Annotated in this window: 12 protein-coding genes and 1 CRISPR repeat array (1 of these 13 cut by a window edge); of the genes, 1 reads left to right on the top strand and 11 read right to left on the bottom strand. The window is 46.4% G+C overall.

Annotation, left to right across the window (positions count from 1 at the left end; all coding sequences use genetic code 11):
* Window positions 1-2308: direct repeats of the CRISPR family, unit length 29 nt; unit sequence CGGTTCATCCCCGTGGGCACGGGGAACAC; it reaches 8647 nt to the left of the window's first position.
* Between the two features lie 80 nt (window positions 2309-2388).
* The 10 genes from cas2e to MY523_RS03720 all read right to left on the bottom strand — a co-directional run bounded on the left by cas2e (window position 2389) and on the right by MY523_RS03720 (window position 12813).
* Window positions 2389-2679 carry a type I-E CRISPR-associated endoribonuclease Cas2e gene (gene cas2e, locus MY523_RS03765; RefSeq protein ID WP_250657472.1) on the bottom strand — a complete coding sequence of 97 codons (291 nt, stop codon included), beginning with the start codon at window positions 2677-2679 and terminating at the stop codon, window positions 2389-2391.
* 2 nt (window positions 2680-2681) lie between these two features.
* Entirely contained in the window at window positions 2682-3602 is a 921-nt protein-coding gene (gene cas1e, locus MY523_RS03760) for a type I-E CRISPR-associated endonuclease Cas1e (protein WP_250657471.1), read from the bottom strand.
* A gap of 3 nt (window positions 3603-3605) precedes the next feature.
* Window positions 3606-4427, bottom strand: a complete 822-nt coding sequence (locus tag MY523_RS03755; protein ID WP_250657470.1) for a KilA-N domain-containing protein — start codon at window positions 4425-4427, stop codon at window positions 3606-3608.
* 24 nt (window positions 4428-4451) lie between these two features.
* Window positions 4452-5126 (bottom strand): type I-E CRISPR-associated protein Cas6/Cse3/CasE, encoded by a 675-nt coding sequence (gene cas6e, locus MY523_RS03750; protein WP_250657469.1) that lies wholly within the window; start codon window positions 5124-5126, stop codon window positions 4452-4454.
* Complete coding sequence (cas5e, locus tag MY523_RS03745; protein WP_250657468.1) at window positions 5113-5859, bottom strand: type I-E CRISPR-associated protein Cas5/CasD; 747 nt, start codon at window positions 5857-5859, stop codon at window positions 5113-5115. The genes cas6e and cas5e overlap by 14 nt, the downstream gene beginning before the upstream one ends.
* Before the next feature lie 31 nt (window positions 5860-5890).
* The gene (gene cas7e, locus MY523_RS03740) at window positions 5891-6925 is read right to left on the bottom strand and encodes a type I-E CRISPR-associated protein Cas7/Cse4/CasC (protein WP_250657467.1); all 1035 of its coding nucleotides are present in this window, start codon (window positions 6923-6925) and stop codon (window positions 5891-5893) included.
* Window positions 6926-6960: 35 nt separating this feature from the next.
* Window positions 6961-7524: a type I-E CRISPR-associated protein Cse2/CasB gene (gene casB, locus MY523_RS03735; protein ID WP_250657466.1), complete on the bottom strand. Its 564-nt coding sequence runs from the start codon at window positions 7522-7524 to the stop codon at window positions 6961-6963.
* Entirely contained in the window at window positions 7524-9119 is a 1596-nt protein-coding gene (casA, locus tag MY523_RS03730) for a type I-E CRISPR-associated protein Cse1/CasA (RefSeq protein WP_250657465.1), read from the bottom strand. The genes casB and casA overlap by 1 nt, the downstream gene beginning before the upstream one ends.
* A complete protein-coding gene (gene cas3 / locus MY523_RS03725) occupies window positions 9116-11848 on the bottom strand; it encodes a CRISPR-associated helicase Cas3' (protein ID WP_250657464.1) in 2733 nt (910 codons plus the stop codon). The genes casA and cas3 overlap by 4 nt, the downstream gene beginning before the upstream one ends.
* A 119-nt stretch (window positions 11849-11967) precedes the next feature.
* Window positions 11968-12813, bottom strand: a complete 846-nt coding sequence (locus MY523_RS03720; protein WP_250657463.1) for a helix-turn-helix transcriptional regulator — start codon at window positions 12811-12813, stop codon at window positions 11968-11970.
* A gap of 227 nt (window positions 12814-13040) precedes the next feature.
* Between MY523_RS03720 and MY523_RS03715 the strand changes: the two genes are divergently transcribed.
* Window positions 13041-13418 carry a SirB2 family protein gene (locus tag MY523_RS03715; protein WP_250657462.1) on the top strand — a complete coding sequence of 126 codons (378 nt, stop codon included), beginning with the start codon at window positions 13041-13043 and terminating at the stop codon, window positions 13416-13418.
* Between the two features lie 178 nt (window positions 13419-13596).
* On the opposite strand, the gene MY523_RS03710 is transcribed toward MY523_RS03715, so the two are convergent.
* Window positions 13597-14487 (bottom strand): U32 family peptidase, encoded by an 891-nt coding sequence (locus MY523_RS03710; RefSeq protein WP_250657461.1) that lies wholly within the window; start codon window positions 14485-14487, stop codon window positions 13597-13599.
* Window positions 14488-14494: the final 7 nt, after the last annotated feature.

Below are 14494 nucleotides of genomic sequence, written 5' to 3'. Positions count from 1 at the left end.
ATCATAGTAGTCAGAAATTGCGGTTCATCCCCGTGGGCACGGGGAACACATTTTTCGGTCTATCATAGTAGTCAGAAATTGCGGTTCATCCCCGTGGGCACGGGGAACACCGTGTTTCCAAACCTCGTCTATAAATACCTCACGGTTCATCCCCGTGGGCACGGGGAACACTTGGTCGCCATTTTCGGCGCGTTTTTCACGCTCGGTTCATCCCCGTGGGCACGGGGAACACATTAATCAATTTTTCTTTTTCTGAGTCGCCATCGGTTCATCCCCGTGGGCACGGGGAACACACCTATAACTAAATAACCAGCATTTTCAAAATCGGTTCATCCCCGTGGGCACGGGGAACACGTCAAAAGCAAAGTCGAACCGCATTTGAATAAACGGTTCATCCCCGTGGGCACGGGGAACACACTATGGTGAGGGTGAAATATGGAAGCGTCCACGGTTCATCCCCGTGGGCACGGGGAACACTGATAACCTGAATGATGACGTGCAATCGATCGCGGTTCATCCCCGTGGGCACGGGGAACACGCTCGCATCTGGGTGTGTGGCAGGGGCTACATCGGTTCATCCCCGTGGGCACGGGGAACACTGATTTTGAGAAAAGCATTACCAGTATAAATCCGGTTCATCCCCGTGGGCACGGGGAACACTGCTCGAAGCGATTATAAACGCAGATAACCCGCGGTTCATCCCCGTGGGCACGGGGAACACTGACAACTTCAAAAATGAAGCGGAAAGACTCGCGGTTCATCCCCGTGGGCACGGGGAACACATCAGACTCAAATACTTTATAGTCTATCGCGTCGGTTCATCCCCGTGGGCACGGGGAACACTCCACGTTTAATTTTGCCCCACCAAAAACAAACGGTTCATCCCCGTGGGCACGGGGAACACGGGATAATAGCGAATGAATCGCGTAACATGTGCGGTTCATCCCCGTGGGCACGGGGAACACTCCACGTTTAATTTTGCCCCACCAAAAACAAACGGTTCATCCCCGTGGGCACGGGGAACACGGCTTTCGTTTCCGGTGTTAGTCCTGCGAGTGCGGTTCATCCCCGTGGGCACGGGGAACACAGTCCCAATGGGCGTTGGCGTTTCTTTCATCGCGGTTCATCCCCGTGGGCACGGGGAACACCACGTCAACACCGAATTCGTTTTTTATGTAAACGGTTCATCCCCGTGGGCACGGGGAACACTCGCGCGTGTTGCCGGTGTCGAACCCGATCAACGGTTCATCCCCGTGGGCACGGGGAACACTGACAACTTCAAAAATGAAGCGGAAAGACTCGCGGTTCATCCCCGTGGGCACGGGGAACACAACTATCCGACCGTTGATTATTCGCGGTTGTCCGGTTCATCCCCGTGGGCACGGGGAACACTTTTCTTTTGACACGTTTACGTCTTTTATTTTCGGTTCATCCCCGTGGGCACGGGGAACACTTGGCGATTAAAAAGCTAATGGAATTTCATCCCGGTTCATCCCCGTGGGCACGGGGAACACCCCATTTTATAAGGGTATCGGTCGTGCGTTCGCGGTTCATCCCCGTGGGCACGGGGAACACACGTTCTCATGTTAGTTTACCACGCGGGCTAACGGTTCATCCCCGTGGGCACGGGGAACACGATGAAATTGATCTTGAGTCCATTATGAATATCGGTTCATCCCCGTGGGCACGGGGAACACACCTGCTATATAGTTAGAATGAATTGATTTACCGGTTCATCCCCGTGGGCACGGGGAACACTCAACGGAAAATACTGCCATTGCTGATGCAATGCGGTTCATCCCCGTGGGCACGGGGAACACAGGCTTTGTAATGATGCGAGGTAAGTAATGGACGGTTCATCCCCGTGGGCACGGGGAACACTATCGTGGGTCTGATCAATAATTCCTGTAGGCCGGTTCATCCCCGTGGGCACGGGGAACACACTATGGTGAGGGTGAAATATGGAAGCGCCCACGGTTCATCCCCGTGGGCACGGGGAACACTTAGGAAGTGGCAGTTCACCAATGATCTGAACCGGTTCATCCCCGTGGGCACGGGGAACACAGATAAGCAATCCTCACTCTCGTTCGGAATTACGGTTCATCCCCGTGGGCACGGGGAACACTCGCGCGTGTTGCCGGTGTCGAACCCGATCAACGGTTCATCCCCGTGGGCACGGGGAACACAATGAGTATGCCAATGGGGAAACCATATTTAACGGTTCATCCCCGTGGGCACGGGGAACACTAACGAATCGTCATTATTTTGCTCTATCGCATCGGTTCATCCCCGTGGGCACGGGGAACACTCTAAGCATACATGTTTGTTTTATAAAGAGAAATATCGCTTTATAAAATCTACCAAATTGTTAAAGAACATTTCCCTTATTTATTTCTGATCAGGCAAGAACTTGACTAAACGCAAGCCATCAAAATCGACAGGCATTCGTCGGTTTTCTCCGTAGGTAATAAAGTCGAACCCTGACTCTGTATTCGTCGCCCAAGCCATAACGACGTTTCCTCCCTCCGCTAGCTCATTTATCTGTTCCCACACCATTTCACGAATACGACGTGACACATCTCCTACGTAGACCCCTGCCCTCACTTCTAATAACCAGACAGCTAATCGCCCTCTCAATCTTGGGGGCACCGCTTCCGTAACGACCACTAACATGCTCATACTTATTTACTCCTGTGGCCTTCGTCCCCAATAGATTCTGGCTCTGGAATTGCTGGAGGTTGAGCATCTTTAGGAGGTTTAGGTGGCTCTATTTCACCAGCAGAAAGTACTTCTTCTATCAGTGGAATTAAACGCTTCAACACTTTATTAGTTCGAAACACTTCTCGGCAAGCTACACGAACCTCTCGATCAGGCTGATAGGGCTTTTTTGATGCTACTTTAAACGCAATAGGAACAACCGTTTCAAATTTTATGATATCGGCTATATCGTAAACAAATGATAAAGGCTTTCCTGAATGAATAAACCCAATAGCAGGTGCATAACCGGCTGCAAGGATTGCAGCTTCTGTCACTCCGTATAAGCACGATGTTGCAGCGCTGATGCATTGATTTACAACATCACCTTTTCCCCAGTCTTTAGGGTCGTATCGGCGGCCATGCCAATCCACACCATATTGTTTTGCTAATAACTCATAGGTTTTACGAACCCTTGCTCCTTCAATTCCTCTCAACTGATCAACGCTTCTTCGCTCCGGTGCGGGCTCATCAAATCTTAACTCAAACATTTTTCGAACGACTTTTAAACGCAAGTCAGCATCTAAGGCGAGTTGTGCTTGATAGAGTAACTTATCTGACCTTGCCCCTCCTGGCTGACCAGCAGAATATAAACGAACACCCGCTTCACCCACCCATATCAGTAATGTCCCAGTCAATGAAGCTAGTTTTACCGCTGCATGGCTGACTCTAGTGCCTGGCTCAAGCATCAAACAGGCAATAGACCCAACAGGAATATGCATTCTTTCACCATTAACATCATCAATAACAACAAAGGCACCATCTTTTACATCAATGCGCCCCATTCCAATGAATATCATGGAGTTACGGTCTTTAAGCGGTATTGGCTTTAGGGGAACGAAGGCCATAAATTACTCTTCCACATTTAATTGCTTTACCGTCGCATTTTGAACCAGAACACTCATCTGACGAATAGCAAGATTATTAAGCTGCTCTAATCGCTGGGACTGTGGTATTTTTTGATCTATAAAATGAGCATTGAGGGATTCCATATTGGCGAGACACACTAGCTGGTAAACATTTGCATGATCACGCATATTTCCTTTCAACGCAGGGTTTTCATCTCGCCATTGTTTTGCTGTTATTCCGAATAAAGCCATATTGAGTAAGTCGGCTTCACTGGCATAAACAAAACTGATTTGTTGGCGAGTCAACTTGTCAGGTAGAAGGTTTTCTTTAATTGCATCGGTATGGATATGGTAGTTTACTTTGGCTAGATTTCGCCTGATATCCCAACCTAGCTGCTGAAACTCTGTTTCTTTGAGACGTTGGAATTCTTTGATTAGGTAGAGCTTGAATTCAACTGAGATCCAGCTTGCGAACTCAAAGGCTATATCTTTTTGAGCGTAGGTGCCACCATAACGCCCCTGTTTTGAAATTAGTCCGATGGCATTTGTAGATTCAATCCACTGCTTGGGTGTAAGTGTAAAGCTATTTAGACCTGCCTCTTTTTTAAACCCGTCGAATTCGACGGGTTTAAAATCTGGATTATTCAATTGCTCCCATATTCCAAGGAATTCAATCGTGTTTCGATTACGCAGCCAATTTCTAATAAGATCGTCAGTCCTGTCGGATTTTTTATATCGTGCAATATCGGTAATACAGATATATTCGATACCGTCCTTGGTGATCGTTGAAATACCTTGATCTAACACTTGTAGTTTTGATTTCATTTTTCATCCTTGATTTGATTTTAGTTACACGCGTCGAATTAGCATTAAACCACAGCCCAATGCCTTAGCCCTACCAAACCCATTAGCGTATTGACTCATAAATATACTCGGGTCCTTAACCGTTAAAAGACCTTGAAAATCAACACTAGAAAACTGCAATTGATTTCCTGACTTTTTTTGACTCCGATGTTGGGTATAACGTTCTATTTCAGGGATTGCATCTAACTGTATTCCCCATCGTTGCAATCGCTGCTCATCAGATATCCATGCTTGCGCCGCCTGTTCCATCAGCGCTTGAACTTTTTGTAAATCTTGACCACCTGCTTTTTTGGCCTGATATTTAGCATGCATCAACACGTCGTGACGTTTACTTTTACCATTATCACCTTTCACGCAAATAGTTGGGTTCACCCGTAGCTTATATCCCAAGCGCTGCCCCTCTGCTATCTTCGGTTGAAAGACTTTGGTTTGAACATTAAACAAAGCATGATTGTTTTCAGGTTGCACCTTTGACAGTACAAAAAACTGAGGTAACCCATTCGGACTCATTTCTTCACGAAATAGAAAGTTACGCTGCTCTTCATCCGTAAATAATTGCCATAACAACTGATGTGAGGCATATGCGCCATTAGCCCCAATTTTTATAAGTTCTCTAGCGGCTTGAGTAGATTGCAAAAGCGATATTTTAGATAGAAACATGTGCATCCTCCTCCGCCGATAACTGGTGCATTTCTCGCTGCTTAAATTGCCAACGCCCTCTATGTACAGGCTCGTCCCATGGATGGGTTGTTACCACACTGGAATGTTCCATCGCTGCCTTATCACCTTCCCAAAAGTAAGTAACACGGTCATTAGAACCTAACCACAAAGCATCTTCATTGAGTGAACGTGTTATAGCCGGGAACTCGGTGTCTAATGCATCTTTCAACTTTTCGTACATGACTATTTGTGGTTGCACTGGCAATGCCAATGGGCAAGACTTCCGGCCGAGACTCAGCACGAACACTGGTTTATGTAGCGCACCTTTCAACTGTCCCAGGCTTATTTCGGCCTGCTCAGTTAATGAAACGGCAATGATCCAAAGTCCATCACAGCGATAATCGCGGCTCGACAAAATAGTGTTGAGTTTGTCTTCGCTCAGTTCACTTTTACGGCTGCGGTGCACAATCTTGTTGTTATGTGAAGGCACTTGCGTGGTGTGATAGTCGCGTATTAATGAACTCGGCACACATTGTTTAACTGCAACCAAAATGCTTTGCTGCAAAGCCTGCAATGCCGACTCATCATCTCGTTTAATGCCAAGCGCCGCGCCTAACAAGCCAATTATCGCTGAGCGCGTAGGTTGCATATCTGTGGGGCGATCCCCCCCCACTGCTGCTTGCCCCCAACTGGCCATAGGGCCATATAAACGAAAGACCAAATATTCTTTCATGTTATCCGCCTAAGTTAGTCAAATTAGAAAGCTATTGGGCAACAAATTCTAATAGCTCAGTAAAAGTGCCTTCGCCGGCAATCGCATTTATGGCATAACGTGAGTCAGCACATGCACCGTACACTTTGTCGAAATTATCAACTTGGGTGGTTAATGCATTTATTGCTGCATTTGCATGGTCTTCGTCGTTTACAGGTTTTAAGAAAGCAACTGATAATGAGCGTGGTTGCTGTTCACCTTTTTCGGCCAGGACATAACTGGCGTAAGCACGTGACGCAAAGCTATTTTGCTTGCCTTTAGGCGCTACTTTCACTGCGGCTTCAGTTAATGCTTGTATGGCTTTATTGGCTAAGTTTTCATCGCCATCCAGATTTTCAACAAGTTGAGTTTTATTTATACAGATATTGCTATAAAACAATGCGGCTGCAAATCCAGACTCACCTATATGAGCAGAGCCTGCATCTTCTTTTCCGTCGTTAAGGTCATCTACTGCGGTAAAGTAGTCGTCTTCAACAACAACGCTATGCACACTCAGAGCATGCGCAACTTGGCAGGATGCCTCGACATTAAACGCAGGGCTAGAAGCCAGCATGCGACCGAACAAAGCAATATCTACTGCCGTTTGATCTGCTTTTAATAGGTTTAGCTCTTCTTGCGTTGGCGCACGATCTTCGGCAGCCAGCACGGCTGCCAGTGTCATTGCAGCATCTTGTTCGGCTGGGCTAATATGAGCCAGCTGCTCAATTTCTAGCGCATCTTTTTTGCTTTTCCCGAAAACACCGGCAATGGAGGTCGCCCACTCTTTTGCTGATTTTTCTTTAACGCCAGCTTTAATGAGTGCGTCAAATACTGATACCCCGAAACGCTTGGTTCGAATACCAATATGGCCTGACATGGCTTGTTCAAACAGTTCAGATACACGCCAGTTACGTTTTAAACTTTGTGAACTGACACGAAGGCGATCAAAGCCACCCATTTTTGCTGTTTTAGGACGCCCTAAATCGTCACGATTTAAATTGGATGGAGCGTAAGAGGTTAGTATATGCAGTTGAATAAATTGGCTCATGGTAAATTCCTTAAATTATAATCCGTAAAATTGCGTTATTTTCTTTTTCCAGAGGCGGCACGGTAGTAGTCCATGGCCCACTGTACACTAATGCGTTTATCTGCTTTTCTGGGCCGTAACTGGCCATATTCAGAAAACCACTTCTGAATATCTATCGCTAAATCAACGGCAGAAACATCGCCCTTTACTTGCTGCACAACTCTACGTAGACGACGCAAGAAGTCTTCAGGTGTTTTGGCATTTTGTAGCTGCGAAAATCTCAATTCACTCACTACCGATTTATCGCCCTCCCCCTTTTTCCCTGCTGCGACCGCCAGCTTGTTTTTGCTTTCACTTTTAACATGAACTAAGACGGCAGCAATGGTGGCCCAGCATTCAATATTTCTTGAGTTATCTTGATTGATAATTTCATCACTTAAATTCAGCCAGAGTGCTCTAAAACCATCGGTTAACATGGCGTCATCAGCCGACTCACAACGCTTAAGTTGCGCTTTGTAAGAAGTGGGCGCAGGTTGAATATGCAGGCTACTTAGTTGTGCTGGTGGCGACATCATGCTTTGCCACCAGCGTAATACTACTTTTTTGGAATGGTCATCCATTACACAACCTCCTTCAGTTGTTCAATTTTATGGTTAGCTATAAATGTCTTGATGTCTTTGCCACCGTATAACCAGCCGGTCAACAATTGGCGAGCTTTAATACGTTTCGCCATCGACCGTTCTGAACCTAATTCAGATAATGCATATTCATCAAATAAATCAGTTGCGGTATTACGGAGTGCTTTTAGCCAAGTATTGGCCTGTGTAGCCACGAGATAAGGATCACCTTGAACGGCATTACCTATTAAATGCTGAACGGCGTTATAAAAAGCGGCTTCGCTACGTTGCCAAAAGGCGAGGTCGATAAAAGACATATCGCCTTTTGCGTCGCCAGGCTTGTCAAACCACGCCGTTTTGATTTGAGTTCGACATTGCCACAACGAGTCGGCTGCCAATTTTTGCAGGCTTTTCACTTCATTCAATATTTCTTCTTGCTGCTCTGTCGATACTGAAAACAATGGAAATGATACCGAATACCAACCTCGGGCTTTCATGTTGTCCATATCGTAACCGAACACCCATAGCCTTGGCACTTGGCTTTGTATGTCTGCAAAGCCTTCACACAGTGAATAGTAGTGGTTTACTACTTGAGCACATTGCTGCCCATTTTCATTGCTGGTTAAGGTTAAGGCATCCCATATCTTGTAAGTAATGCCACCTTGCTGACCTTTAGCCGACAAATGTTCTTCTTCGGGCTTTTTCGGATTCCATTTATAAGGAGTTAAAGGATGCTGCCATGAGCCTGAATAATTGCCACCAAAGTTTTGAGTGCGATACTCTGTAACCGTTTGCATTGCTAATTTACCCGTGATCTGACATATCGCTTCACCTTGTTGTACCTCTAAGCAAATACGTCGAGGCATCGCCCAAAACATGTGCAGAGGATGAATATCAGACGCGTATATTTCAGTGCCTTTTTTGTCGCTGCTTTTTGTTTTTGCTAACCATGGAAAAACCAACCCACTGTGTAAATCGGGATCTTCGTAACGCCACTTATCTCTATTAATAACGTTCAGCCAAAGTTTCTGCCATAACGATGAATTTGAATGCTGTGGCAACACCAGAGTCGTCAATGGCCCACCACCACGCAACCCGGTTCGATGACCCTGCCCCCCACTTGGCGCATTGATTTGCAAAGTAAACAGCGCAATATTTGCCATCTCTAATGACATGACTGAACCGATTCCACGTTTGATAAAGTGGTCAGTATTTAATTTGAGGCCATTGGCCCCTGGAGCTTCAATCAGCAAACCCGCCACCGTTGTTGGCTTAGCGGCATCAAGTTCATCAAAATCCTGCATAAACAACGGGCCATCACCTGTGGCACAAAACGCATGAGCGGCTTTATCAAAAGCCTGCTGCAATACCTCAGGTTCTGGTGCTTGCTCGTAAATATCATGCCACAGGTATTTATCATCAGGCGCAAAGACGGTCTGCAACAAGCCAATTGCAAATTGATAGGCGGCTCCTTGAAAATCCGCGCGTGGCAATGCGAAATCTATGACATTTGGGTCGCATATTGCTGTCATTGGCAAAACCCGCTCTGATCCATTTCGCAATCGGAACGGAAGCCAAGGGTCTTGAACTAAATTCATAACATCTCCTGTTTTTGCTGCTCACAAAAACCTGTTGTTGAGTGATAAGTAAAATTAATATCTTGATCCGGTAGCCAGCACTGCAAATATTTTGCTTGTGGATTTTGTTGTTTAAATACTTCTACTGCTTGTTCCAAATGCACAGGTATAACCGCCAACTTATCGGCATATTTGTTTTTAGATAACTTGACGACGCTCAGTTGAACGGCGAATTGTGGCGCATTCACCCAAGGGGTTAATTGCCCTGTATCGGATTGCCTCAATAACAACACGTCCACTGTTTCAATATCGCTGTAACGAGTACTGATGTCAGTGTTGTCATCGTACCAAGCACTAGCGCTGCGATCGCAATAACCGTACTGCTCCCATTTCAGCAGTTGTGATTTTGCTTTCGCCGCTTTACTTCGCTCTTCTCCAATTAATTCATTCTCTTGGTGCTTCAAGGCACCCGGGATTTGCTCATAAGCTTCATCACTATATACGGCTTCAATCAATTGCCTTGCTTCGCCAGGCATTCGTATTGCCTCTAGTTTTATCAACTCGCGCATACCCAGCCATAAGCGACCGGGCGAACGATACACATAGTGCGTATTCCTGAAATTGGCACTTAGCCAGTCCGATTCGGGCTGCTCACTCCATTCTGGTGCATGAACCCATAACTGTGGAGCGGTGCGAGTATCGGTAATGTCGCGTTGGTAAGCTCCATTGATATCTCGCGTATGACGATGTAAGCGGCCCGCTCGCTGAATGAGGTCATCAATGGGGCAAATATCGGAGATCATGACATCTACATCTGCATCTAGACTTTCTTGGAACACTTGGGTGGCAATCAGTACCTTGCCACTACGAATTGCAGCATTACTGGATTTGCCAAAGAGTGTTAGTACACGATCTTCAATCACTTTTCTGTCTTGCAATACAAAGCGACTATGGAATAGCAAGCAGTCTTCGGGGTTTTCCATCTGACTTTGAATAGCCTGGTAGGCCGCCAAGGCATCATCAACAGAGTTTCGCACCCACACTACGCACTGGTCTTGAGCAACCGCTGCTAACACTTTGTCGACACAAGCTTCAATACTATCCAGGAAACTAACCTTCACATTCCGACTAACACCCACTCGACTTGGTAGTGCCTGCTCCAATAATGGCTTTTCATAATTTAGTGAAATTCTAGTGGCTAACGGGAAATCCGTCTTTTGTAGATGTTGCGGTGTTATCCCTCCAGCACTGTGCCAAATCTCGGCTAAGCGCGCTCGCTGTTTTAGTGACAGGGTTGCAGTGAGCAAAATGGCGCAGCCTCCCTGATGAAGGTGCAGCGCCAATAAGCTTTCAAGCAACTCGAACATAAACTCATCAGCAGCATGTACTTCATCAAATATTAGTATTTTTCGATTTAAACCGAGTAACCGAAGCGATTGATGCCGACGCGGTAACACGGCCAATAACGCTTGATCTATTGTGCCAACGCCTACAGGGGCCAGTAGGGCTTTTTTGCGAGAATCGGCCAACCACTGATTGCATTGAGCAGTGGCCGTTGAGTCGGTGGCATGGTAGTCGCTGTCAGGTGCACCAGATGCAAGTATCGCTTCACGAAACAGCTCATTCATTTCTCGAGCACCATGGGCCAACACAATGCTTGGCTGCTTACCACTACCGGATAACATCTGCTGGTAGTGCTTTGCCACTCGGCTAAACATGGCATTGGACGTGGCCATAGTAGGTAAACCAAAATAAAAGCCATCGGCTGAGCCTGCCTCCATAAGGCGGTGGGTCAATGCCAGTGCAGCCTCTGTTTTACCAGCGCCAGTGACGTCTTCTAAAATAAATAGTTGGGGAGAGTCATCCAGTACTACGGTTTCAGCCCATCGCTGCAAGGGGGTTGGTTCAAATCCGTAATGATCTCGAATAGATTTAAACGGACGAACATTTGGGGCTTTATTTAGGTCAGTGGCGGCTAATGCCTTTATTGCTGTTGCCTGTGCATGCGACCAATAATCAGTTAACGGCATAGGTTTAGATTGATACAGAAAATGACTATTATCCGACCCCACCCAATCGGCCAATACTGCGATACCAGCTAGTTGCCAACTCACTTGCTCCAGGCAACGTCGCCAGTCTCTCGATCTAAATTTTTCAATGGGAAATTCTAATTTAAATAACTCAAACAAATGCTCAGTAAATAGTTGAGCGGCAGCTATGTTATGTTGTTCTGTAAAAGGTTTAATCGACCTAGGAGCATTAGAATCTATTGGTTGACCGTGATGGCCCAGCACGCAGTCCATGAACACCATGATGGAGTCATATATGAGTTCTTGGTTACGTCTTGATAAATGCTCAATTTCCAACAAACTTGCCAGGCAATTGTTTTTTATCTCGTTCCAGAAAAACAAACCCATACGGTCATGTCGATATAATCTGCCGTCATATTCTTTACGACACTCTGGATTCAACAGTTTGGCATTACTATTCGGGTAAAGTTTCTGAAATGCGGATGCAAACTTACCTAAGTCATGTAACGATAACGCTAGGGAAACCATATTCTGTAACTGTGAAGGTGTGACTTCTAAAAAGTGTGCCAAGTCCTTTGTTAACGTTTTGTCAGGCGCTAGGAGTAAGCCTCCAACCGCCGCCACATCTAAGCAATGGTAAGGTAACAGGTGATAGTCAGATCCTTCTTGCTCTGAACCTTTTTTGACTTTTCCCCAATATTTGAAATAGATCTCTTCCATATGCCTGCACGATTCCACTAGTTGTTGTAGCAATAGCTCACTTCATTTAGTCTTACGTTAATCTGATTTCCATAAACCCACAACACTGGGCAAATCAACATGTAAAAGAATTAGCCACATCATGTCATTCGATACGGTGCTAACGCTTCCCAGCACCCGCTCTCGACAATAATTTGTTGGCCTTCTGGTTTGTGGTGGTAGGTATCGACCCTCAAGCGCTGCAATAGGTATTTGACTAATGCAGCGCGGCATTTGATCTCTAGCCGCCTGTTCACCATCATATAATCCAGCGCGATGCAGTGTTGCTTAATATCGCTCAGCCTTGGGTCTGGCGTGAGTATTATCGTTAGCCAGGTGTTCCAGTCTGTATCGTGCTCTCGTGTGTATTCTGCTGCCTCTTCAAACACCGGGTCAGCAACGAAGCGTGACAGAACAAAATCCCGATACTGTCGGTTCTTTTCGCAATAAGCTCGAACATGCCAACGAATGCCATCGTTAACCAGGGTGTGAGGGCTGATAATACGACCTTCGATATCACCACTGCTGAGTGACAGGTATTCGATATCGAGTCGCTGACTCTGGTTGCACGCTTGAATAATGCGGCGCACCAGTTTGGGGTTGATGTTTCTGAGCGGTGGAGTCAGTAACTCCAGATGTGTTGAGTTTTTATTCATATCGCTGTCGCCAGCGGTGACCCCTTCACCAAAAAAACTCAAATACTCGTTCAATGTACCTTGAGTCAGCTGGGGGTTAAACATGTCGGTGGGTGTATGCCTTTTGGTTGACTTGTTATAGTCAAAGGCATTGTCTGGGTATTCGGCTTGGTAGCGGGTAATCAACTTTTGTGCTGTCGCACGCGAAAGGGAGAAATAGCGTTGCAGCATATTGGCTGACAGCTCTCCGTCCCATTGCATTACCACTTCTATAAACTGCTTCTTTCGTAGGTCATCCATTTTTTTCTTCATTATTATTCTATCGATAACCCAGTGTATTCAATTGAATTTTAATTAGAAGGGGGATGCTGCATGGCTATAGCACCTTTATTTTTTAAAAGCCGGTTTGCTACATCAGTGCAGCACTTTTCTGTACTTTTTGTGGCTGATATGTTTTGGGATCATTGGAGTTTCTGTTAAATAAGGGTTAATCTGAGCGCCAATTTTTCATACCCGCCTATTGGAGCTGAGCGACCACTATGAGTTATATGATCCTTAAACACATCCACCTCACCTGTATTGGCTTAACCTTTATTCTGTTTTCGGTTCGCGGTTTCTGGATGCTGACAAACTCAGATAAGCTTCAGATGAAATGGGTAAAAATTGCCCCCCATATTATTGATACCTGCCTGCTCTTAAGTGCCATCTCACTTGCCGTTATGCTGCAAATATCGCCATTCGTTCACGGCTGGTTGATGGCGAAAATTATTGGGCTGATTGTTTATATTGTTTTGGGAACGGTGGCATTAAAACGAGGGAAAACAAAAGCCGTTCGAACGACGGCTTTTGTTCTGGCGCTGCTCACGTTTGGCTATATTGTTAACGTGGCACTGACGAAATCAGCGGCACTGTTTTAAACGCATTGAGACGAGCAGCATCGAATCGGGCGCAGGGCACCCTCCAACAACGTCTCCATGTACGCCTGGCCACACGCCTGGTAAGAGGGTGCCCCGCGCCCGATAAAATGGCTTTTAACAGCAGACGAAATTTGCATGCGCAGCGGTCGGGCAAAAATCTACATTAAGTTAAAGCGCCTTAATCGGCGCTTAATACCTGATCCATACCGGGTGACTTAAACCAATACCCGTTGCACTCTGCTTCAGATAAGGCAATAGTTTGGGCGGTGCCAGCCAGTGCTTTTCTAAACTGATCAACTTTCTCAAAGGTGCCCTCACCCTGGGGGCTTATACGAGCGATATCCACACCGATTTTTTGCATGGTGGGCAGCTCACTTTCAAGGTTATAGGTTCTACCGGACATGGTTTGAATACCGTTCAGCGTAAACAGTTCGTCGTCTTCCTGACTGTGAACCGCGATACCTTCGGGGTGATCAATACATTTTAACTGACAGTTGTCTTTTGGCAGGTCGTAGTATCGGGCGGTAAAACAGCGCGCAGAGTACGCCAACGGTAACCGGCCATAGGCGTAGACTTCTGTTTCAAGCCCCTCTTTAATACCCATTGCTTCAGCATCGGCAAGTAGTTCGTGCAGCGTTTCCCGGCCTAGCTCGACAGGCATCACCCACCGCGTTACACCTTGCTTTTTCATCACCTTTAACGCCCTGGCGTTGTAGATATTAATCGCAGGGCCGGAAACAAATGGCACGCCCTGCTCGCTCATTAGCTGAACACCTGCCATATCGTTGGCTTCAACCATAATGTCGCCGTTGTCACACAACTTTCGAAGGGTCTTTAGTTCTGACTCTGCTGCCAGCAGCGTCAGTGTTGATAGTACCACCTGCTTACCGCTTTGCGAGAGTGATTTTGCCAGGTCTATCCAGTCCTGAGCCCTTAGTTCGCGCCGCTTTGAGCAGACGGTTTCACCGAGGTAAATGATATCAACGTCGGCATCGGCTGCCTGCTCATAAAAAGCCAGGGTTTGCTGTTTTGTCCAATAGTAAAGAATCGGCCCCAGAGATAATTTCATACGTTTA

Source organism: Alkalimarinus coralli (assembly GCF_023650515.1).
GTDB lineage: Bacteria > Pseudomonadota > Gammaproteobacteria > Pseudomonadales > Oleiphilaceae > Alkalimarinus > Alkalimarinus coralli.
This window is presented reverse-complemented; position numbering and strand designations above follow the sequence as displayed.

What these genes read in the sequence shown, in the direction of transcription:
- MY523_RS03710 (WP_250657461.1), bottom strand. Translation starts at nt 14,487, where the DNA reads ATGAAATTATCTCTGGGGCCGATTCTTTACTATTGGACAAAACAGCAA.
- cas5e (WP_250657468.1), bottom strand. Translation starts at nt 5,859, where the DNA reads ATGAAAGAATATTTGGTCTTTCGTTTATATGGCCCTATGGCCAGTTGG.
- MY523_RS03720 (WP_250657463.1), bottom strand. Translation starts at nt 12,813, where the DNA reads ATGAAGAAAAAAATGGATGACCTACGAAAGAAGCAGTTTATAGAAGTG.
- cas7e (WP_250657467.1), bottom strand. Translation starts at nt 6,925, where the DNA reads ATGAGCCAATTTATTCAACTGCATATACTAACCTCTTACGCTCCATCC.
- cas2e (WP_250657472.1), bottom strand. Translation starts at nt 2,679, where the DNA reads ATGAGCATGTTAGTGGTCGTTACGGAAGCGGTGCCCCCAAGATTGAGA.
- casB (WP_250657466.1), bottom strand. Translation starts at nt 7,524, where the DNA reads ATGGATGACCATTCCAAAAAAGTAGTATTACGCTGGTGGCAAAGCATG.
- cas6e (WP_250657469.1), bottom strand. Translation starts at nt 5,126, where the DNA reads ATGTTTCTATCTAAAATATCGCTTTTGCAATCTACTCAAGCCGCTAGA.
- casA (WP_250657465.1), bottom strand. Translation starts at nt 9,119, where the DNA reads ATGAATTTAGTTCAAGACCCTTGGCTTCCGTTCCGATTGCGAAATGGA.
- cas3 (WP_250657464.1), bottom strand. Translation starts at nt 11,848, where the DNA reads ATGGAAGAGATCTATTTCAAATATTGGGGAAAAGTCAAAAAAGGTTCA.
- cas1e (WP_250657471.1), bottom strand. Translation starts at nt 3,602, where the DNA reads ATGGCCTTCGTTCCCCTAAAGCCAATACCGCTTAAAGACCGTAACTCC.
- MY523_RS03715 (WP_250657462.1), top strand. Translation starts at nt 13,041, where the DNA reads ATGAGTTATATGATCCTTAAACACATCCACCTCACCTGTATTGGCTTA.
- MY523_RS03755 (WP_250657470.1), bottom strand. Translation starts at nt 4,427, where the DNA reads ATGAAATCAAAACTACAAGTGTTAGATCAAGGTATTTCAACGATCACC.